21 protein-coding genes are annotated in these 20252 nt (G+C 49.7%); 15 read left to right on the forward strand and 6 right to left on the reverse strand.

The annotated features are described in order from the left end of the window. The 10 genes from ACOJS8_RS21410 to ACOJS8_RS21455 form a co-directional block, all read left to right on the forward strand. The coding region (locus ACOJS8_RS21410) for a metallopeptidase TldD-related protein (RefSeq protein WP_420150592.1) at positions 1–355 on the forward strand (355 nt) is incomplete at its 5' end. Positions 356–456: 101 nt separating this feature from the next. After that, positions 457–1794 (forward strand): TldD/PmbA family protein, encoded by a 1338-nt coding sequence (locus ACOJS8_RS21415; protein ID WP_420150593.1) that lies wholly within the window; start codon positions 457–459, stop codon positions 1792–1794. Between the two features lie 53 nt (positions 1795–1847). Beyond that, positions 1848–2381, forward strand: coding sequence for a GNAT family N-acetyltransferase (locus ACOJS8_RS21420; protein ID WP_420150594.1), 534 nt, complete (start codon positions 1848–1850; stop codon positions 2379–2381). 13 nt (positions 2382–2394) lie between these two features. Continuing rightward, positions 2395–2898, forward strand: a complete 504-nt coding sequence (locus tag ACOJS8_RS21425; RefSeq protein WP_420150595.1) for a GNAT family N-acetyltransferase — start codon at positions 2395–2397, stop codon at positions 2896–2898. Between the two features lie 28 nt (positions 2899–2926). Beyond that, entirely contained in the window at positions 2927–3544 is a 618-nt protein-coding gene (locus ACOJS8_RS21430) for a DUF4159 domain-containing protein (protein WP_420150596.1), read from the forward strand. 99 nt (positions 3545–3643) lie between these two features. Next, on the forward strand, positions 3644–4633 hold the full coding sequence (locus tag ACOJS8_RS21435) for an AAA family ATPase (RefSeq protein WP_420150597.1): 990 nt from the start codon (positions 3644–3646) through the stop codon (positions 4631–4633). 81 nt (positions 4634–4714) lie between these two features. Next, complete coding sequence (locus tag ACOJS8_RS21440) at positions 4715–5581, forward strand: DUF58 domain-containing protein (RefSeq protein ID WP_420150598.1); 867 nt, start codon at positions 4715–4717, stop codon at positions 5579–5581. 1 nt (position 5582) lies between these two features. Then, a complete protein-coding gene (locus tag ACOJS8_RS21445; RefSeq protein ID WP_420150599.1) occupies positions 5583–6776 on the forward strand; it encodes a BatA domain-containing protein in 1194 nt (397 codons plus the stop codon). Next, on the forward strand, positions 6773–9010 hold the full coding sequence (locus ACOJS8_RS21450) for a hypothetical protein (protein ID WP_420150600.1): 2238 nt from the start codon (positions 6773–6775) through the stop codon (positions 9008–9010). The genes ACOJS8_RS21445 and ACOJS8_RS21450 overlap by 4 nt, the downstream gene beginning before the upstream one ends. 28 nt (positions 9011–9038) lie before the next feature. Beyond that, positions 9039–10676, forward strand: a complete 1638-nt coding sequence (locus ACOJS8_RS21455) for a hypothetical protein (protein WP_420150601.1) — start codon at positions 9039–9041, stop codon at positions 10674–10676. Positions 10677–10799: 123 nt separating this feature from the next. On the opposite strand, the gene ACOJS8_RS21460 is transcribed toward ACOJS8_RS21455, so the two are convergent. The 4 genes from ACOJS8_RS21460 to ACOJS8_RS21475 all read right to left on the reverse strand — a co-directional run bounded on the left by ACOJS8_RS21460 (position 10800) and on the right by ACOJS8_RS21475 (position 13573). After that, the gene (locus ACOJS8_RS21460) at positions 10800–11828 is read right to left on the reverse strand and encodes a glycerophosphodiester phosphodiesterase (RefSeq protein ID WP_420150602.1); all 1029 of its coding nucleotides are present in this window, start codon (positions 11826–11828) and stop codon (positions 10800–10802) included. Positions 11829–11924: 96 nt separating this feature from the next. Continuing rightward, positions 11925–12833, reverse strand: coding sequence for a glycerophosphodiester phosphodiesterase family protein (locus ACOJS8_RS21465; RefSeq protein ID WP_420150603.1), 909 nt, complete (start codon positions 12831–12833; stop codon positions 11925–11927). 149 nt (positions 12834–12982) lie between these two features. Further along, positions 12983–13225 carry a hypothetical protein gene (locus ACOJS8_RS21470; protein WP_420150604.1) on the reverse strand — a complete coding sequence of 81 codons (243 nt, stop codon included), beginning with the start codon at positions 13223–13225 and terminating at the stop codon, positions 12983–12985. A gap of 3 nt (positions 13226–13228) precedes the next feature. After that, positions 13229–13573: a hypothetical protein gene (locus tag ACOJS8_RS21475; protein ID WP_420150605.1), complete on the reverse strand. Its 345-nt coding sequence runs from the start codon at positions 13571–13573 to the stop codon at positions 13229–13231. Between the two features lie 162 nt (positions 13574–13735). On the opposite strand from ACOJS8_RS21475, the gene ACOJS8_RS21480 reads away from it, so the two are divergent. Then, a complete protein-coding gene (locus ACOJS8_RS21480; protein WP_420150606.1) occupies positions 13736–14941 on the forward strand; it encodes an aspartate aminotransferase family protein in 1206 nt (401 codons plus the stop codon). Here ACOJS8_RS21480 and ACOJS8_RS21485 read toward each other — a convergent pair. After that, entirely contained in the window at positions 14934–15635 is a 702-nt protein-coding gene (locus ACOJS8_RS21485) for an NAD-dependent epimerase/dehydratase family protein (RefSeq protein WP_420150607.1), read from the reverse strand. The genes ACOJS8_RS21480 and ACOJS8_RS21485 overlap by 8 nt on opposite strands. Before the next feature lie 199 nt (positions 15636–15834). Beyond that, a complete protein-coding gene (locus ACOJS8_RS21490) occupies positions 15835–17421 on the reverse strand; it encodes an acyl-CoA carboxylase subunit beta (RefSeq protein WP_420150608.1) in 1587 nt (528 codons plus the stop codon). A gap of 117 nt (positions 17422–17538) precedes the next feature. Here ACOJS8_RS21490 and ACOJS8_RS21495 point away from each other — a divergent pair, with 117 nt between their 5' ends. The 4 genes from ACOJS8_RS21495 (at position 17539) to ACOJS8_RS21510 (ending at position 20214) form a co-directional block, all read left to right on the forward strand. Then, entirely contained in the window at positions 17539–18072 is a 534-nt protein-coding gene (locus ACOJS8_RS21495) for a hypothetical protein (RefSeq protein WP_420150609.1), read from the forward strand. A 49-nt stretch (positions 18073–18121) separates the two neighbouring features. Beyond that, the gene (locus tag ACOJS8_RS21500) at positions 18122–18862 is read left to right on the forward strand and encodes an LVIVD repeat-containing protein (RefSeq protein WP_420150610.1); all 741 of its coding nucleotides are present in this window, start codon (positions 18122–18124) and stop codon (positions 18860–18862) included. After that, on the forward strand, positions 18859–19572 hold the full coding sequence (locus ACOJS8_RS21505; RefSeq protein ID WP_420150611.1) for a hypothetical protein: 714 nt from the start codon (positions 18859–18861) through the stop codon (positions 19570–19572). Before ACOJS8_RS21500 ends, ACOJS8_RS21505 begins: the two co-directional genes overlap by 4 nt. Before the next feature lie 141 nt (positions 19573–19713). After that, positions 19714–20214, forward strand: coding sequence for a DinB family protein (locus ACOJS8_RS21510; RefSeq protein ID WP_420150612.1), 501 nt, complete (start codon positions 19714–19716; stop codon positions 20212–20214). Positions 20215–20252 lie beyond the last annotated feature (38 nt).

The raw sequence follows: 20252 nt of genomic DNA on the forward strand, positions 1-20252 counted from the left end.
GACGCCCTTGTCGGTCCAGCAGATGATCAAGGATGTCAAGAAGGGCATCTACATCATTGGGGATGGCTCGTTCTCGATTGATCAGCAGCGGTATAATTTCCAGTTTGGGGGTCAGTTGTTTTACGAGATCAAGGATGGTCAGATTGCGGGTATGCTCAAGGACGTAGCCTATCAGGCCAACACACGTGAGTTCTGGAACTCCTGCGTGGCGGTTTGTGACCAGAGCGACTACCGACTGGGTGGCTCGTTCTTCGATGGTAAAGGCCAGCCTCCCCAATCGAGTGCGGTTTCGCACGGCAGTTCAACGGCACGTTTCAACGGGGTGAACGTCATCAATACCGCTCGAAAGATCTAGAAAGATGTAGGATATATGCTGTATGCTATAGGAGGTATGTTCTCCTCCCCATCATCATACATAAACCATATATCCTACATCCTACATCATACATTAGAAATATGGCCATTATTCTTACTGAAGCCGAAGCTAAGGCTTTGCTCACCAAAGTATTAAGTTACTCGAAAGCCGACGAGTGTGAAATAAATCTGCTGGGCGAATACCGGGGAAATCTTCGCTACGCTCGCAACGAGGTATCGACCAGCGGCTCACTCATCAATAAAAATTTAGCCGTTCAGTCGGCTTTTGGCAAAAAAGTAGGTACAGCCACGATTGACGAGTTCGACGATGCCTCGCTGGAAAAAGTGGTACGTCGTTCGGAAGAGCTGGCCAAACTTGCTCCCGAAAATCCGGAATATGTAGGTGTTCTGGGTCCGCAGCAGTACATTCAATCTTCGGGTTTCTTCGAGTCGATAGCGAACATAACGCCCGATACGAGAGCCGATGCGGTGAACAAGAGCCTTCAGCTTGCCCGCGAGAAAAATCTGGTTGCGGCTGGTTTTCTCCAGGACAATTACGGATACAGTGCCATGATGAATTCCAAGGGCCTGTTCGCGTACTATCCCAGTACGAATGTCAATTTTTCGCTGACGGTACGTACCAACGATGGCAAAGGCTCGGGATACGTAGCACGTGGCTATAGTGATTTCAGCAAGCTTGATACAGCCGAAGCCACTCGCATTGCTATTCAGAAAGCGCAGGGATCGGCCGAAGCGCGGGCCATTGAGCCAGGAAAATACACGGTGATTCTGGAGCCAACAGCTGCGGCTGTTCTACTCGAAAATATCTTTTTCAATATGGACGCCCGCTCCGCCGACGAAGGCCGTTCGTACTTTAGCAAGGCGGGAGGCAAATCGCGGATTGGCGATAAAATCGTGGATGAACGCGTGACGATCTCTTCCGATCCAACCAATCCTGACCTACCCGCTTCGCCCTGGTCGGGCGATGGGCGCCCTCAGGAAAAAACCATGTGGATTGAAAAAGGGGTAGTCAAAAACCTGGCGTATGGACGTTACTGGGCGCAGAAAACGGGCAAAAAGGCCACTCCTTTTCCTAATAACATGATCATGGCCGGAGGCACATCTTCGCTGGAGGACATGATCAAGAGCACCCAGCGTGGTATTCTGGTTACGAAACTCTGGTACATCCGCGAGGTTGACCCACAAACGATTTTGCTGACCGGCCTCACCCGTGACGGTACGTTCTACATTGAGAACGGGAAAATAAAGCACCCGGTGAAGAATTTCCGCTTCAACGAAAGTCCAATCATCATGCTGAACAATCTGGAAGCGCTCGGCAAACCGGAGCGTGTGGTTAGTACGGAAACGGATCGGAATTACCTGATTCCGCCGATGAAAATTCGGGAGTTTACGTTTACAAGTTTATCGGACGCTGTGTAAGAAAATAATAGAGCCTTTCACGCTTAAAGATGATGAGTGTGAAAGAACGTAACATGATTACTATTCGACAGGCAAGGTTTCAGGATAAAGAAGCCATTCTTGCATTACATCAGAACGTTGCGGCCATTAGTCAGGGAATTGCCCGGACAGAAGCCGAAATAACCGATCAATACGTTGAAGGCTTATTCGCAACGATTGCAACAGATGGGTTGATGCTGGTTGCGGTTGATACCCCCGATCAGCTGATTGCTGAGATACACGCGTCAAAATACGGATTGCGTATCTTTGATCATATCCTGACAGGCTTGACCATCGCGGTTCATCCTGATTATCAGGGAAAGGGAATAGGGAAAATGGTATTTCAGGCATTCCTTGACGAAGTGCAGCACAGCTTTCCTGAAGTACGGCGGGTCGAGCTTGAGTCGAGGTCATCTAATCAGAAATCCATCGGCTTATACCAAAGTTTAGGATTCGTTCTGGAAGGACGTATGAGAAATAAAACACGAAATAGCGACGGTTCTTTTGAGGATAGTCTGCTGATGGCCTGGACTAAATCGGATATTGAACGTAGTGACGAAGATGATTGACGAACAAACTACAATGATTGTTATTACCGACGTTACGGAAGCCGAGCTACCGATTATTCGGGAGATTGCTTACAAAACCTGGCCAGGTACGTTTGGAGCAATTTTGTCGTCTTCGCAGATCAGTTATATGCTGGAGATGATGTATAGCCTGGATGCACTCAGAAGTCAGATTAACGAAAAAAAACACGTTTTTCTGTTAGCCAAAGACGAAAGCACTGGTGAACATCTGGGTTACGTATCGTACGAGTTAAATTATAAACGAGAAGCGTTAACCAAGATTCATAAAATATGCCTGTTACCAGCCAGCCAGGGAAAAGGCATAGGCCGATCGCTGATTGACAAGGTAGCTGAACGAGCTGCTACGTATAAGAATGATCGGCTGGGATTAAACGTGAACCGATATAACAAAGCCGTGCAGTTTTACGAACGAGTGGGATTTACCATAGTCGGTCAGGAAGATATCGACATTGGCGATGGTTTTCTGATGGAAGATTTTATCATGGAAAAACAGCTCTAGCAGTCATTTTTAACTCAACGAACCACTCTTGAAACCGTTCTTCTTCACCCGAATTCAATACACCTCCGGCGATTGGGATACCGATCAGCGAATGCCATCGAACCTGATGCATTCACTGGTGGAGTACACGACGTTGCCGGTCGATCAGAAGGAGAAGGTGGTGCAATTGAGCAGTCCCGACATTTTCAAAAGTCCGTTCTGCTACCTCAGCGGCCACAAACTGGTCGAGTTTTCGACGCAGGAGCGCGATCACTTCAAGCGCTACGTTCAGAACGGCGGCTTTGTGTTTGTCGATGACTGTAATCATGATGTTGACGGCTTGTTTGCCAAGTCGTTTGAGCAGGAAATGGCGCGAACATTTGGCCCGAAGGCTTTACAGAAAATCCCCAATACGCATCCTATCTACACGTGTTTTTTCAAATTTGATGAAGGTCCGCCCACTACGTCGTTTGAGCTGAACGGCTGGGGCGACGACCTAGTGCACGATTACCTGAAAGCCATCACGATTAATGGACGTATCGGTGTGCTTTACAGCAACAAAGACTACGGCTGCGAGTGGGATTACGACTTTCGGAACAAACGCTTTCTGGCGGAGGACAATACCAAGTTTGGCGTAAACATTGTTACGTACGCACTAACCGCTTAGTAATGAATAATGTAAAACAAAAAATGAGGTTTCAGATCGTCTGTTTCAGTCTACGTTGTTCATTATTCATTTCTTCTTTACAACCTGATAGATAAAAAATTGGAATCAACAGACTTAACCCATTACAAAAAACTGGTGGCGAAACTGCCCCAGCTACGTAGCGAAATTGGCAAAGTAATCATCGGACAACAGGAAGCGATTAGCGAAGTACTGATTGCACTTTTAGCGGGCGGGCACTGTCTGCTCGAAGGTGTACCCGGATTAGCTAAAACGCTGATGGTGAAAACGATGTCGGATGCACTGGCTATGCATTTCAAACGCATTCAGTTTACGCCCGACCTGATGCCCGGCGATATTGTTGGCACCGAAATTCTGGAAGACGATCATGAAACGGGCCATAAAGTATTTGTCTTTAATCGGGGGCCACTGTTCGCCAACGTAGTACTCGCCGACGAAATCAACCGGACGCCCCCCAAAACCCAGGCCGCCATGCTTGAGGCCATGCAGGAGTATAAGGTTACGTACAACGGCACCGATTATGCATTGCCCAAACCGTTTCTGATCATTGCTACTCAAAACCCCATTGAGCAGGCCGGTACGTATCCCCTTCCCGAAGCGCAATTAGACCGGTTTCTGCTGTATATAAAGCTCATTTACCCTTCAGAAACGGAAGAGCTGAACGTATTAAAGAGCACAACCGGAACCAACCGTCCGGAGTTGAATACCATCCTGTCCGATCAGGACATTCTCGACTTGCAAACGCTTACCCGTCAGGTACACATCAGCGACGAATTGATTGGTTATATCAATAAACTCGTGCGCGCTACCCGTCCAGCAGATTCTCCTTCGGCTTTCGTTAAGCAGTGGAGTCAGTGGGGCGCTGGGCCACGTGCTGGTCAGGCGTTGGTTCTGTGTGCGAAAGCTCGCGCCGTTTTGAACGAACGCTTCTCGGTTATTCCGGAAGATATTCAGACGCTGGCCTATCCAATTCTGCGCCACCGCATTGCACTCAACTTCCGCGCCGAAGCCGAAGGCATCACGACGGACATGGTTATCAAGCAGTTACTGACTGAACTAAGACTGTCGTAGAGACTAACTCTTCGCCCTCAAGCCACTAAAGGGAGATTAGAATCAAAGGACAACTTCAGGAATTTTCGAACTCAATAAATCATGCTCATCAACGACCTCATTAAACTCAACAATTTGCAGCTGGCTGGTAAACTGGTCAGTGATGAGTTGATGCTGGGCATTCAGCATAGCCGACGGTCGGGGATCGGGACGGAGTTTGAGCAGTTCAGACACTACGTACCAGGCGACGATCCGAAACGTATTGACTGGAAGCTTTTCGCCAAAACCAGTCATTATCTGGTACGTGAATCATCAACAGAGAGCAATCAGCAAATCCGATTGCTACTGGATTTATCAGGGTCGATGAACTACGCCGAAGCGGGGGTCAGCCGATTACAATACGCGAAAATTCTGCTGGCGTCGCTGGCCTATCTGGGTAATCGGCAGGGCGATCAGGTGAGTTTGTACACGCTACGTAACGGTCTGGTCGAAGCGGCAGTACCGGCTGGAAAGCAGGTCGGTCCGTCGCCACGGTTTCAGAAGATTGTGGCTACGCTCGAAACAGTGCAGGCAGCAGGGGCCTGGGAAAAACAGGCGGCTTCCATCCCGGAGTTTGGCCGTAAACAGGCGGAGATGCTGATCATCGCATCCGATTTTTTACAGATCAACGACGAGTGGATAAACCTGATTCAGACGATTGCCGGGCCGCGTCGCGAGATTGTCCTCTTCCAGATTCTGGGCGATCAGGAAATTGATTTCTCGATGAATGGCTTTTATCGATTTCAGGATCTGGAAACAGGCAAAGAGATTGAATTACAGGCCGATGCTATTCGGGAAACCGTTCGGCAACGCGCTACCGATTATTTGAGCCAACTGGAAACTGCGCTACGTATCCCGCACGTTCGGCTGATTCGTACGCGATTGAGCGATCCGATTGCGCTGGTGTTAAAAGAGTTTTTACTGAGTTGATATGCAATTCGTTGAGCCATATTTATTGTGGGGAGCTTTGGCTGTTGCTATTCCAATAGCCATTCACTTCTGGCATCAGAAGCAGGGGAAATTATTGCCCTGGGCGGCCACGCAATGGCTCACCGAAAGTCAGCAACAGCAAAGTCGTGGCATTCGGCTCGACAATATTTTTCTACTGATTGTCAGATGCCTATTGCTGATTTTGCTGGCAATTCTGCTCGCTCAACCGATTCTGAACTGGTTCGCAAAACCACCCGCCATTCAGAGAATTCATCTCGTGCAGCCCAGTACATCGGTGACCGACAACTTCCGCTTCGAGTTGAGTGAAGCCCAGAAAAAAGGAGAACAGGTCGTTTGGGCCGATGAACAACTGGAACCCGTGAGCGATCAGCTTACGCTTCCGCAAAAGCCATCTGACTTCAGTCCGCTACGTCTGCAAACAGCCATTAACAAGCTCGACGCCAAAAACACAGAGCTGCATTTGTACATCACAGCAAATCAGGATTTAGCAAGCGTTCCAGCCATTACGGTTCCGGCTAGATTTCGATTGCACACAATGCCCGATTCGGTGACTCAACCACATGGCTATTTAACAGCAAAAGGCGGCAAAAAACTATTTATCAACCGAGCCGGGAAATTGACCAGCAGTCCTACACTCGATCCGACGCTACGTTACCAGTCCGCTCCGGCTCATTCGGGAACGGTCGCTACGTTGGTAACGTACCGTAACGCACAGGAACGGCAAACTGTAAAGGCCGCCCTGGCCGCTCTGGCCGATGTCTACTCGCTTGACCTGACGGTTGACGAGCGGCCGGTGCCGAATCGGCAATACGAATTGATTTTAACCGATCAATTGCCCCGAAAACCATCGAAACAAACGCTTTACATTGTTTCGGGAATCAAGCAACCTATTCCATTCGATAACGTCATTTTCACGAACGAAACCTTAACGCCCCAAACGTCTGAGCGGGTTGAAACGGGCCAGTTACCTGAATGGCTGGGCGAACAATTTTTAACGTATTACGGACTCAGCAAAAGCAAAAAATCATTGAGTCAGCAGGATTTAAAGGCCCTGTTCGTTACGTCGGCCAAGCCCAATACGCAACAAGAGGCCGGTTTGCAAAACGCACTATTGCTGGTATTTGTTGGTTTATTAGGACTCGAACGTTGGCTCGCTTTAACCCGAAACGCATGAACGAACTGAAACGCCTTATCTCGTCGGTTACGTACCAGCTTTATGCAAACGCGCTGCTACGTTGCTTCCTGCTGGCGGCATCGGCTTATCTGCTCACGGCAACTTTCACCGGACCAACTGTATGGCCCATTCTGGTTGGTATTGCCGGATTTGGAGCAGGTGTTTTTCTGAGCAAACTCTATCAGAACAAACAGTCTCAGGCCATTCGGCTGATACATCAGACTGTCGGCGACGTAGAATACAGCTTGCCGTTACTCAGTAAACCGCAGCTCAATCTGGCCGAACAGTTACAGCTCGACCGGTTGAATGAACACATCCAGAACGTTCGTATTCCCGTTGTTGTATGGTCAAAAATCGGCACGTATGGGCTGATTTTACTGGCCGTTCTCGGTATCCATTTTGGTTATCCATTCTTACAGAATGATACGCCTAATACGCCCAAAAAGCGTGGTTTTCTGGAAGCGTTTGTACCCGAACAGAAAGCCACCCCTCCTACGTTTCAGAGCGCTACGTTGCAGGTTCAGCCCCCCGCTTACACGCGCTTACCCGTTGTCAATTCGTCGAATCTGAATGTCTCCGCAATGGTCGGTTCGTCGCTGACATGGCAAGTGCGTTTCAGCAACACCCGACAGCTATCGGTCCGGCTAGTGAGCAATCGTGGTCAGGAACTGGCCTTTCGGCAAAACGGCGAAGGATTTACGTATCAGGATCGACTGATCAATTCGGGCTTGTATTCCATCAAAGCCTATTGGCGAACGGATACGAAACGAGATTCACTAATTTATCAGTCAGATTTTTATCGACTCGAAGCCAAACCCGATTTAGCGCCTAGAATTGAACCGGAATCCAAAGAACTGTATCGATTTCATTACCTGAAAGATCCGAAATCGCTGAACGTAGTGGCTAAGTTTTCGGATGATTTCAGCGTAACGCAGGCGTTTATTGTAGCGACCGTAGCGCGGGGATCGGGCGAAAATGTAAAATTCCGGGAAATAAAAATGCCGCTCGATCAGCGTAATTTCAAAGAAGCCCGAATCACAAAAACCCTCGATCTGAACGCCTTACAATTTGCTCCCGGCGACGAACTGTATTATTACTGGGCCGCTTTTGACAACCGGCAGCCCGAACCCAATTTCACCAAGTCCGATACGTATTTTGTCGTCTATAAAGACACGACAAAGACTGAAGAGAGTGAACTGGCGACGATGGCGGTCAATATCATGCCGGAGTATTTCCGAAGTCAGCGGCAGATTATTATCGACACCGAAAAGCTGATTGCAGGCCGTAAAAAAATGGCGCCTAAACCATTCAAGAGCCAATCGAACGAAATCGGTTTCGATCAGAAAGCGCTACGTCTGCGGTACGGTCAGTTTCTGGGTGAAGAGTTTGAAAAAAACATCGGTGGAGGCAATCCTCTACCGACTAACAACGATGGGGCCGTTGTAGCCGGAATGGCTGCTATTCAGGCCTATATGCATAAACACGACGAGGGCGAAGGTGAACACACGACTGCCGCGCCCGCGCCTGTACAAGCCCACTCAGCCGACGATGGACACAATCATGGCGGAGGGGGCAAGTCGGATGATAGCAAAGACCCACTGGCGGCTTTGATGGAACAGTACATGCACTCGCACGACGACGCCGAAACCAATACGTTCCATGAGCAATCAACGCGCTCGTTGCTGAAAATGGCGCTGGAAAATATGTGGCAATCGGAACTGCATCTGCGACTCTACGAGCCTGAAAAAGCGTTGCCCTTTGAGCAGGAAGCGCTCAAATACCTGAAATTATCACAACAGAAAGCTCGGTCGTACGTCAAGAAAACCGGCTTCGATCCGCCCCAGACGAAAGAAAAGGAAACCCGACTGACCGGTGAGCTAAAAAACGTAACAACTTCCTTTGATCAATCGCGTACGTACAGCCAGCAGCGTATCGAGGCTCTGGTTGCCGAAACACTCGGTTATCTCGACTTACCTAAACTCGATGCCCGTCAACGTCAAACGGTGCAACAACTAGGCAACGCGCTGGCAAATAACGTAGTGAGTAGCGGTCTGCAAAACTGGGCAATACTGGCAGGCTTACAAAAATTAGCCGTCGGGAAACCGCTTTCGAGCCAGGAAAAAACGCAATTGAAAACGAAACTCTACGTGCTGACGAATGCATCGGAGCAAACCGGGCCGTCTTACGCCAGCGACCGAACGCTGCAACAGACTTTCTGGCGAAAGTTGCGCTAGGTAGCCTTCCCGGTCAAATTACTACGTTATGCAAACCACCGTTAACTGGACAAATTCAATCAACTGGGTCATTGCCGTTACGTTGCTAATCGTGCTGATTGGCCAGCTCTGGCTCATTGCCCGGAATCAATCGCTAACAAATGGGCGAAAATGGATTCGGGTCGGATTGAACGTAATGCTCTGTCTGGTACTGACTGGCTACTTTCTGCAAATTCAATGGCCCGTGGCCAAGCCTGCTACTCATGCTTTATTGATTGCTGACAACGTACCGTCTGCCTTTACGAATCGTTTGAAAGACAGCCTTTCTATCCGCGAGAGTTTTACCAGTCGAAACTTTAAGCCGGAATATGATTCCGTTACGTTAGTTGGCCAGAATTTCCCGGTTGAACTACTCACTCAACTCAGTAACGCCCGTCTGCAATGGATTCCGTACAGCGGCCCTGATCAGTTGCAGGATATTCGCTGGAAAAGCATGGTCCGTCAGGGCGAGATGCAACACGTAACGGGTCGGATCGCATCCTCAAAAGAGCAGCTGCTACGTTTACGGTTTGGCAATAAAACGCTGGACAGCAGTATGCTGCAAAAGGGTGAAAATTCGTTTAACCTCCGTTTTCCAGCTTTCACACAAGGACAGAGCCAGGTAGAGCTCGTCTTAGAACCAAATACGCTTGATACGGTTCGTTTTTTTGCTCGGCGGACCCAGCCGCTTTCGGTTCAATTTTTGCTCAACAGTCCTGATTTTGAGAGCAAAACACTGGCCGACTGGTTAGGAAAGCATGGCCATTCAGTTCAATTATCCGCTACGCTCTCTAAAGACATCAGCAGCAACGTCAGCATCAATAAATCCGCTAAGTCAACCGGAAAAATAGCGCCTGATCTGATTGTTACCGAGCCCACTAATGCCAACAACGTAGCAGTTCGCAAAGCTGTTGCTGACGGGAAAGGGGTTCTGTTCATTAACCTTACCAATCCGGAAACCGATTGCCGGAGTATCAATCAGGGTACTGGCTCAAGCTGGCAGGTTCGCAAAACATCGAACGAAGCCACTGTTCCGGTGGGCACTAATCTGACGGCTCTCCCCTACCGTTTCGCCGACAACCTTAATCAGTTTATGGTTCCGGGCTATCCGATAGCTGTGCAGCAAACCAACGGGCGAGTGGGCGTTAGTTTACTGAGCGAAACATATCCACTTTCGCTCAGTGGCGATAGCGCTACGTATAACCGCGTCTGGATGGCGGTTCTGGCTCGCCTGTCACAAGCGGATAAAAACACGATTCAGACAGAAGCACCCATTTATCAGGGAATTCAGCAGACGATTTATATAAACAATCCGTCCAGCCGATACCAAACGATTCGGGTTGGGAACGATAAGTTGGCTCTCACCTATTCCGCTCTGAACGACCGGCTGGCCAAAGGAACATCATCGTTCCGCGAATCGGGTTGGCAAACGATGCAGGATTCACTGGCGATTTACGTAGAGGAATCCACAGCGCCATTACGTACGAATCACATTGTCCGTCAGTTTATGCTGGCTCATCAGAATCTGGATGTACTCGAAGCAGCGGACCGAAAAGCTATAGCCAAACTTCCCGAATGGGGCTGGCTTTTGTTGTTTGTGATTTGTTTTACAGCTCTTTGGATTGAACCGAAATTGGGGCAGTCGTGATGTCGGGTTCTTAAACCCGACATGGTGAGGCTTCTCAAAACCCGAAGAAGTTAAATCACATACAGATGAGGTTTTGAGAAACCTATTGGGTCAGGTTTAGAACCTGACCCCACAGGGAAGCGACTACGGACGTAGTAAGGTCAGCAACAATTCGGGTTCGTTGGTGGTGATGTAATCAACTTTATGATCCAGAAACCAACGCAAATCCGTTTCGCTATTCACCGTCCAGACGTTGGTTGTCAGTTTGCGCTGGCTGGCATCCTGCATCCAGTTTTCGTTTTTACGTAGTACGCTGTAGTGATAATCAAATCCATTTAAGTGATCGGCGGCTAACTGTTCCGGGGTTTTATCGCCATTCAAATACGAAACGGCGGCTTCAGGACTTAGTTCTTTTACTTTTTTACAGACGTCGTAATCAAAGGCAATGTACTCAGTCCAGGCCTGGGCTTTCAGGTCATGCACCATATTGACCACCCGCTCCGTCAGCGCCAGCGACCGTTCCTTGCCCAGCTTCGACGTTTTAATTTCCAGAATCAGTTTCGTGCGCGTCTGCTTCATGCCTTCCCGCAAATAGGATTCCAGCGTAGGCAGCGACTCGCCATTACTCAGCTTGATTTTCGACAATTCAGCCGCTGGCGTCTTTTCAATTTCTACGCCCTGAATGGCATGGTCGTGATTAACGAACAGTACTGAGTCTGACGACATATGCACATCGAATTCGCTGCCCATGCACCCTAGTTTAACCGCGTTCTGAAGCGACATTAGCGAATTTTCTGTCGTTCCCGACTGTTTCCAGGCGCCCCGGTGTGCAATCACCTGATTCCGGATAAAGCTGTCCTTCACCACCCGCAACGTATCGCGCAGAGTTCCTTTGGCAGTCTTTCCTTCAATCACTACGTCGTACCAGGGCTTATCCGCGCTAACGGCTTTAGCGTTGATTACTAACCCATTGGCTTTATTAACCGAAAATAAGGCAGCGTTCGGACCAACCAGTGTATAGCGACTAACCGGCTCCTTCGCGCGCAACGTACCGACAATTAATTGTGTTGGCGTATACGTATAATTCGAGAGTGAGAACGAAAAAGATTGAGCCGTAGCAGGCATAAAGCGAAGCAAGGTTAAAGCAGCGAGCGTAATGATCTTCGATTTCATAAATAAATTGAGCTAATTTCTTCGGCCAAAGGTAATCTACAGATTTATCCGCCTTTCGGTCCGTACAGAATCATAAAGTATTCTTAATCCAGGCATCTACTTTTTGTCAGCCTCCAATAAACGTAACGCTTCGGCCACTTCGATCGGCAAATCCGACTCCAGAATGCTGGCTCCGTCCTTGACAATGGCCTGATACGCGGCCAGTCTCTCCGATTTGGTAGCCAATTTGTCGTAAGTCGGTGCCGACGAGATCATGCACATGACGCCTTTGGCGTGCAACAATTTGTACATTTCCCCATTTTCCGGTTTAATGTCGGGGCCGATGTAGGCAATCATGTGGCTCCACGGAATGCCCGCCTTTTCGTATTCAGCCATCGCCTGCGGTGTTTTCACAAAAGCCGAAAACATGCGCTCATTATTATCGTCGTAATAGTAGCGAGCCTGTTCAGCCGTATGTACCGTAAGCATTACAAACGCATCGGCTTTGTGTTTTCGAATAATGGCCGCAATCATCGGGAACGGCACGTCCTTTTTATCCAGATTCAAAACGGTTTTTCCCCGTGCCCACTCAATTGCTTCGGCCAGCGTCGGAATCCGGTGATCCGTTACGTTCCCTTCTGCATCTTTTAAAAATAGTTTTTGCAATTCAGCCCAGGTAAAATCGTGCACTTTTCCGTGGCCCGTGGTGGTTCGGTCCAGCGTCTCGTCGTGCATCAAAACAATGACGCTGTCTTTGGTTAAACGCGGATCAATTTCGTAGAAAGCAGGAGTATGCTTCAGCGTATTTTCGAACGTAGCAATCGAATTTTCGGGAAACCCTTTCACCATGCCTCCTCGATGGCCGCTAATAATCGGTTTTTTCTGATCGGACCATCTGAAAAAATCATGCAGATCCTGCACCGTCTTTATAGGTAATCGATACAGTGGCTGGTCTTCTAGTTTTTGGGTGAAGCCAGCGGCAAGTAAAAGTAGTATAGATGAAACGAGCAGGATTTGTTTAGTCATATCCATCGAACGAAATCTATCAAATGTAAGGACGAAGTTCGTTTATCATACTGCTTAGCTTACTGGCGGGCAGAAGCATAACAATTTCCTAACATAAAAAAGGCAATCCAACTGCTGGATTGCCTTGCTAGGTTATTAGTTTCCATTTATTACTGATACGTACCCGTATCGGGTTTTGCAGGAGCCTCATCAGCGTGCCGTTCCGAACGATGCCCATCATAGCGTTCGTCGTAACGATGCCGGTCGTGCGGCCCGTACCAGCCATGACGACCATAATGTCCGTGATATCCCCAATGATGACCAAACGAACGTGGACCAACAAAAGCCATCAGGCTTCCGAAAGTAAGGGCCGCCGTCAACACGACAACCCAGGGATTTAAGCGATTTCTCATTAATTATGCGGGTTTAACGGTTGTGTTGGTTGTACTTTCAGTGGTTGGATTATCTGTTGATTTGCGATCGTCGTTCTGACCGCAACGATCATACGCATAGCGTTGCCTGAACTGATTGTACTCATCATCGCTCATCTGACGAATCCGGTCAGTAAACGCATAGTCCCGGCCATATCTCCAGCCTGGCCCCCATCCGCCCCGACGAAAACGCCCTCCGCCAAATAGGCGAAATAGAGCGCTAATAATCAGCACAAAGAATACGAACCGTATTAGAAAGAACGGCATAACAAACAAAGCCGCTCCGATGAGCAGGCCCGCTAAAATGGATTTTACAAGTGTGTTGTTCATTGTGATTCGTGCTTTAATCTGTTGTTCTACAGAGGATGACGAATCAGGAAAGAAATTACTTTACAGTTTCTGGAAATAATTGGTCTCCCATTTTGACAGAACCAAAACAACTGATTTGATGGTTGAGATTGTAGAATCAGAATCGTTTACGACCATTTGACTATGCACGCGGTTACCCACCGGCAGTTATTTTTTCAGCACGTCGCCCAAACGTCCGACTTTCCTTTAGCGCTGGAAATCGATCGGGCTGAAGGCATTTATTTACACGGATCTGGCGGACAGCGCTACATCGATTTGATTTCGGGAATCGGCGTGAGCAACGTCGGGCACCGGCATCCACACGTACTGGAAGCCATTCACAGTCAGCTGGATAAATACATGCACCTGATGGTGTATGGCGAATACGTGCAAACGCCCCAGACCCAATTGGCGCACGCGCTTTCCCAAACCTTGCCGCCGACTCTGGATAATGTCTACTTCACTAACTCTGGGACGGAAGCGGTTGAAGGAGCTATGAAGCTGGCCAAACGGTACACGGGCCGAACCGAAATCATCAGTTGCTTTAACGCATATCATGGTTCTACGCAGGGTGCTCTGTCTCTCTCGGGCGATGAAAATTTCAAACGTAATTACCGTCCTCTTCTTCCCGGCATTCGCCATATTCGGGCTAGAAACTGGAATGATATAGAGCAGATTAGCGAACGAACTGCGGCTGTTATTATGGAAGTCATCGCGGGCGAAGCGGGCGTGCGCGTACCCGACGCTACGTATCTGCAGGCTGTCCGGCAGCGATGTACCGAGGTTGGTGCGTTACTGATTTTCGATGAGATCCAGACGGGTTTCGGACGTACTGCTACGTTCTGGGCCTTCGAAAGTTTCGACGTAGTGCCCGATGTGCTGTTGTGTGCCAAAGGCATGGGTGGCGGTATGCCCATCGGCGCGTTCATCAGCTCGGCGGAGATAATGGGCGTATTCAAAAACAACCCGATTCTTGGGCACATCACTACGTTCGGTGGTCACCCGGTTTCGGCTGCCGCTTCACTCGCTACGTTGCAGGTGATCCAGAATGAAAAGCTGTACGAGCAGGCCGAGGCAAAAGGTCAGTTGTTCCGGCAATTGCTGAAGCACCCGGCCATTCGGGAAGTGCGCGGCAAAGGGCTGATGCTGGCCGTTGAATTCGACTCGTTCGACGTACTGAAACCGATTATTGACCACGCCATCGACAGTAATCCGGTGGGCGTCATTACCGACTGGTTTCTGTTCTGCGATAACTCCATGCGAATCGCTCCGCCACTGATTATTACCGAAGAGCAGATTCGGGAAGCCTGTTCGGTGATTCTGGAAGCGGTTGATACGTTGTCTAATTAATACGAAAATCGGCTTGCCAGCCAAGCTCACGCGTTGCCTTCGTCGTCGAAACGGTTCCGCCGTCTTCGGCAATGTTATAAACACCACGTTCCCCTTGCGTAATGGCCCGGCGGGCCGCATCAGCGGCAGCGTCGACATGTACGGCGCACCCGTCGGGCGGAGTGTTAAAACCCGTTTCGGGCCCATAAAATCGGCCGTAACGTAGCACAATGCTTTCGAGGGGAGCGCTTAGCACTTGCTGTTCCAGGCTAATTACACCCTGTGCTGATGGATCGAGTGGCGCATCTTCAGTATAGGGCATTGAACCTGGCGCATACACAAACGCAATGCTTTGGGCAATTACCCGCTCTACCCCAACCGGTAAGGCTGCGTTCAGCAAATTGCGTGTTCCAACATCCCGGATGCGGGCATTCCGTACGGCGGCCTCGGGCATTTTGGCCGGATCGAGGCCGGGCGGCAAATCGGTTAGTTGATGGATAACGATTTCAGGGCGGACGGTAGCCAACACACTACGTAGCGACTCTGTATCAAACACATCAACCACAACAGGTTCGATGCCAATGGAACGTAGTTTGGCCGCTTTCTGCGGAGAACGCGTAGTACCAACTACCGGCCAACCATCTTCAACTAGCAACCGCGACAGTCGTTGTCCGATCACACCTGCCGCACCCGCTAACAGAATCTTTTTTTTCATGAAACGAACGTCCATCTGCAGGTGTCGCTTAAGGGAATAAGACGGTTAACGTACCGACTAGCAAGGCAATTAAAACGATAATTCCTAGCCCGATCAGTACGGTTTTTAGTAAGCTACCCGATTGTTTGGGCATTGGATTGGTCATTTCGTTTTTCGTTTACAACCGAAGCAGAATTATTTCGAGACGACAAGGCTGCCTTTATAGCGGAATATTGCCGTGTTTTTTCTTCGGCATACTGGCGACTTTGTTCTCCAGCATCTGGAAAGCACGTATCAGTTTCTGGCGGGTTTGATCGGGCATGATTACCTCGTCGATGTAGCCCCGGTGCGCGGCCCGGTACGGATTGGCAAACTTTTCGGTGTATTCCAGCACTTTCTCCTGCAACTTGGCCTGTGGATCGTCGGCTTCGGCAATTTCGCGTTTGAAAATAATTTCGGCGGCTCCACTGGCTCCCATTACGGCAATTTCAGCCGATGGCCAGGCGTAGTTCAGGTCGGCGCCGATGTGTTTGGAATTCATTACGTCGTAGGCGCCCCCGTAGGCTTTGCGCGTAATGACCGTAACACGCGGCACGGTAGCTTCGCAGAAAGCAAACAACAGTTTAGCGCCGTTGGTGATGATGCCGTTCCACTCCTGATCGGTGCCGGGCAGGAAACCCGGTACGTCTTCGAGGACTAGCAACGGTACGTTAAAACAGTCGCAGAAACGCACAAAACGGGCGGCTTTCGTGCTGGCGTTAATGTCGAGCACTCCGGCCAATACCGCTGGCTGATTTCCAATTACACCAATGCTACGTCCCGCAATCCGGGCGAAACCAACGACAATATTCTCCGCGAAATTCTTGTGTACTTCCATGAAACTATCCGCGTCTACCAACTCCTCAATCACCTCACGCATGTCGTACGGCTGATTCGGATTGTCGGGAATAATGGTGTTCAGACCGGGACGATTTTCATTAGAAGGTTCATACGCCAGCATAGGCGGTTCGTCCTCACAGTTTTGTGGAATGTAGCTCAACAATTGCTTGATGTACTGAATACAGGCCAGTTCGTTTTCGCAGGCAAAATGCGTTACGCCCGATTTGGTGCTGTGCGTACTGGCTCCGCCCAACTCTTCGGCCGTAACGGTTTCGTGCGTAACGGTTTTCACTACGTTCGGGCCGGTCACGAACATATAGCTCGTATTCTCGACCATGAAAATAAAATCCGTGATAGCCGGACTATACACAGCACCACCCGCACACGGCCCCATAATGGCCGACAATTGCGGAATCACGCCCGACGCTTTCGTATTTCGGTAAAAAATATCGGCATAACCAGCCAGCGATAGTACGCCCTCCTGAATCCGCGCACCACCCGAATCGTTCAGGCCAATAATGGGGGCGCCGTTCTGCATGGCCAGGTCCATGAGTTTGCAGATTTTTTCGGCGTGTGTTTCGGATAGAGCCCCGCCAAACACCGTAAAATCCTGCGCAAAGACGTAGACCAGCCGCCCATCGACCGTACCATAACCCGTGACGACACCATCGCCGAGGTAATGTTCTTTGTCGAGCCCGAAATCGCGGGTGCGGTGCATCACAAATTTACCAATCTCCTCGAATGAGCCTTCGTCGACCAGCAGGGCGATACGTTCCCGAGCGGTCAGTTTTCCTTTAGCGTGCTGGGCATCAATACGTTTCTGCCCGCCCCCAAGCTCGGCTTCAGCATTTTTATGAGCCAGAATATCTGATTTAGATGGTTTAGCTGTTGGGTCGAATTCAGTAGCAGGGGGCGTTTCGGTTTGCATAGGGTCTGTCTTATCGAAATCAAGTACTCGAGAGTATGTACGAACAAAGTTAATTTTTCTTACGAATTACAACGGTTTTGTTTCTTTTTGTGTCACTCTCTTATAAACATCCGCGCTATGAATCGACTTCTTCCTGCTCTTCTTACCCTTACGGTTTGCCTATCGCTCGACGGATGCAAACACAATTCCCCACCCGGACCACCCACCATTGGCGATACGTACCGGCCCGTTTATGCTCCTTACTCCGACATTCGGATGGTAGAAACGCTGGGACCACAGCCACTTAAAAATGCAGGGAAAATTTACGTAAAAGACAATTACCTGTTTGTCAACGAGGTGGGCAACGGCATTCACGTCATCGACAACCGGGACCCGCAGAAACCGGTGAACCTTTCCTTTATTTCCATTCCGGGAAATCAGGAATTATCCGTCAAAGACAGCACGCTCTACGCCGATAACGTACTGGATCTGGTGGCGCTCAACATCGCCGACCCACGTAACGTTCGACTGGTGAAACGTATCGAAAATGCGTTTGAGTATCCGGCCTATCCCCTGGCAACCAACGTGCGATTCGAGTGCGTCGACCGTGAACGGGGGGTCGTCATTCGCTGGGAAAAAGCGCCCGTCGAAAATCCGCAATGTTTTCGGTAAACCGTTTTTGACATTTCGCTCACAGGAAGCTTAGACTCCTTCTTTTCTTATGAAATCACTTCTCTACTCGTTATTAATCGCAGCTTTGCTGGTGGCCTGCAACAAAGGCAGCGATTCGGTATCGCCGGGCGCTGGCGTGGGGGGCTCTACGGCTCGCTTTACCATCAGCGGCAATAATTTATACACCGTCAGCAATACAGCGCTGCAAACGTATGATATTGCCACCAGCGGCAATCCCAAAAAAGGCGTTCAGATACCGCTGGGTTTTGGCATCGAAACCATTTTCCCTTACCGTAACAATCTGTTTATCGGCACACAGACGGGGATGTTTATTTACGATATTACGCAACCCAACAATCCCCGCCAATTATCGCTTTACACCCATATTCAAAGCTGCGATCCGGTTGTCGCACAAGGCAATTATGCCTACGTAACACTTCGGAGCGGCACAACCTGCCGGAACACCGCCGTTAACTCGCTCGACGTAGTGGACATCAGTAATCTGTCGAGTCCGAAGTTGCTACGTAGTTATCCGATGAAAAATCCGCACGGTCTGGGCGTTGACGGTACGTTCCTGTTTGTGGGCGAAGGCGATTATGGATTGCGCGTTATGGACATTAGCGACCCAACCAACGTTCGGGAAGTACAGTATTTTGACAGCACACGCACCTACGACGTGATTCCGCTCCAGAAACGGCTGATTGTTACGGGTCCCGATGGTATTTACCAGTACAGCTACGCCGATCTGAAGCAACTGAAACTGCTCAGTAAAATTCCTGTTCAGCCATGAAACTACTAGGTTCAATTGGTTTTGTGGGACTGCTGCTGGGCAACGTACTGACTGCACAGGCCCAATCGGCCCCATCACTTCCGCTCTCTTCTGCGCTTGAGGATGAAAAAGTTCGTCGTACGGTCGTCAAGTTTGCACCGCTTAGTTTGATCGATCCCGACAACACGGTTCAGTTTGGCATTGAGCGGCTGTTTGGTCAGCATCATGGCGTGCACCTTGAATTTGGCTACGGCTGGGAAGGCATGAATCTATGGCGTAATTCCCAAAGTACGCGATACACCGATCGGGAAGTCTGGCGGGGGCGTGTCGAATGGCGCTATTACCTCAACAAAACCAATCAGCCTCGGGGCCGATACATTGCAGTTGAAGGTCTTTACAAACAAATCGACGCGCAGGAGACGGGGACCGTTGGTGTGGGTTGTACTTCGGGACCATGTCAATATTATCAGTTTATCTCGGCACCTATTCACAAATACGTTTGGGGTGGGCACATCAAGTTTGGGCGTCAATTTGCGCTGGCTCCAGATAGCCGCTGGCTCGCCGATGTCTATCTGGGGCTGGGCGTACGTTGGCGGAATATAGACCGACTTCAGTCGCCCGATGGCTCTTATTTTTATGGATATGCACGTGGCTGGTTTGATACGTTCGGCCCCACGCCATATGCGATTCTCAGCGTATCGTACGGCGCCAAGATTGGCTATAGTTTCTGATGCGTACATCCCTCGTTCTGGCGAGCATTTTCCGCGAATTTCGTTACGTCAAGCCTTTTTTGCCGATTCCGCAACGCTACTGACATAGGGCTGTCACTGTCTCCACCGAACTTTGGAGAACCAAACAAACCCCTATTGTTCATGGCCAATCTGATCCCAATGCTCCTTCAGGAAATGGAGCAGGAAGCGCAAACCACTCGTAAAATGCTGAGTCGTATCCCCGAAGATCGCTTCGACTGGCAGCCACACCCGAAAAGTATGACCATGGTTTCTCTTGCTTCGCACATCGCCGAATTACCTTCCTGGGTCGAGCTGGCGCTGACTACGGAAGAGCTGGATTTTGAAACGGCCCCGTATACGCCAGCCTCGATCAACAGTACAGCCGAGATATTGGCGTTGCAGGAGAAAAGTCTCAAGCAAGGGCAGGAAAGTCTGAAAAAAGCAACCGAATCTCAACTTGATGAACCCTGGACGCTACGTTCGGGCGAGCAGGTTCTTTTTGATAGCACCAAAGGCGGAACCATCCGTATGGCGTATAGCCAGATCGTCCACCACCGGGCGCAGTTGGGCGTTTATCTGCGTCTGCTCGACATCCCGATTCCGGGCAGTTACGGCCCCTCTGCCGACGAACCCAGTTTTTAAGAAGGAAGTCTAAAAACCCCTAAAGTCGCGGGCGGGGC

Source organism: Spirosoma sp. (assembly GCF_048594605.1).
In the GTDB taxonomy this organism is placed as follows: Bacteria; Bacteroidota; Bacteroidia; order Cytophagales; family Spirosomataceae; genus Spirosoma.

Excerpts from the sequence above, each read along its gene's own strand:
- ACOJS8_RS21415 (WP_420150593.1), top strand. The coding sequence starts at position 457 with ATGGCCATTATTCTTACTGAAGCCGAAGCTAAGGCTTTGCTCACCAAA.
- ACOJS8_RS21420 (WP_420150594.1), top strand. The coding sequence starts at position 1,848 with ATGATTACTATTCGACAGGCAAGGTTTCAGGATAAAGAAGCCATTCTT.
- ACOJS8_RS21425 (WP_420150595.1), top strand. The coding sequence starts at position 2,395 with ATGATTGTTATTACCGACGTTACGGAAGCCGAGCTACCGATTATTCGG.
- ACOJS8_RS21440 (WP_420150598.1), top strand. The coding sequence starts at position 4,715 with ATGCTCATCAACGACCTCATTAAACTCAACAATTTGCAGCTGGCTGGT.
- ACOJS8_RS21445 (WP_420150599.1), top strand. The coding sequence starts at position 5,583 with ATGCAATTCGTTGAGCCATATTTATTGTGGGGAGCTTTGGCTGTTGCT.
- ACOJS8_RS21450 (WP_420150600.1), top strand. The coding sequence starts at position 6,773 with ATGAACGAACTGAAACGCCTTATCTCGTCGGTTACGTACCAGCTTTAT.
- ACOJS8_RS21455 (WP_420150601.1), top strand. The coding sequence starts at position 9,039 with ATGCAAACCACCGTTAACTGGACAAATTCAATCAACTGGGTCATTGCC.
- ACOJS8_RS21460 (WP_420150602.1), bottom strand. The coding sequence starts at position 11,828 with ATGAAATCGAAGATCATTACGCTCGCTGCTTTAACCTTGCTTCGCTTT.
- ACOJS8_RS21465 (WP_420150603.1), bottom strand. The coding sequence starts at position 12,833 with ATGACTAAACAAATCCTGCTCGTTTCATCTATACTACTTTTACTTGCC.
- ACOJS8_RS21470 (WP_420150604.1), bottom strand. The coding sequence starts at position 13,225 with ATGAGAAATCGCTTAAATCCCTGGGTTGTCGTGTTGACGGCGGCCCTT.
- ACOJS8_RS21475 (WP_420150605.1), bottom strand. The coding sequence starts at position 13,573 with ATGAACAACACACTTGTAAAATCCATTTTAGCGGGCCTGCTCATCGGA.
- ACOJS8_RS21480 (WP_420150606.1), top strand. The coding sequence starts at position 13,736 with ATGCACGCGGTTACCCACCGGCAGTTATTTTTTCAGCACGTCGCCCAA.
- ACOJS8_RS21485 (WP_420150607.1), bottom strand. The coding sequence starts at position 15,635 with ATGAAAAAAAAGATTCTGTTAGCGGGTGCGGCAGGTGTGATCGGACAA.
- ACOJS8_RS21490 (WP_420150608.1), bottom strand. The coding sequence starts at position 17,421 with ATGCAAACCGAAACGCCCCCTGCTACTGAATTCGACCCAACAGCTAAA.
- ACOJS8_RS21495 (WP_420150609.1), top strand. The coding sequence starts at position 17,539 with ATGAATCGACTTCTTCCTGCTCTTCTTACCCTTACGGTTTGCCTATCG.
- ACOJS8_RS21500 (WP_420150610.1), top strand. The coding sequence starts at position 18,122 with ATGAAATCACTTCTCTACTCGTTATTAATCGCAGCTTTGCTGGTGGCC.
- ACOJS8_RS21505 (WP_420150611.1), top strand. The coding sequence starts at position 18,859 with ATGAAACTACTAGGTTCAATTGGTTTTGTGGGACTGCTGCTGGGCAAC.
- ACOJS8_RS21510 (WP_420150612.1), top strand. The coding sequence starts at position 19,714 with ATGGCCAATCTGATCCCAATGCTCCTTCAGGAAATGGAGCAGGAAGCG.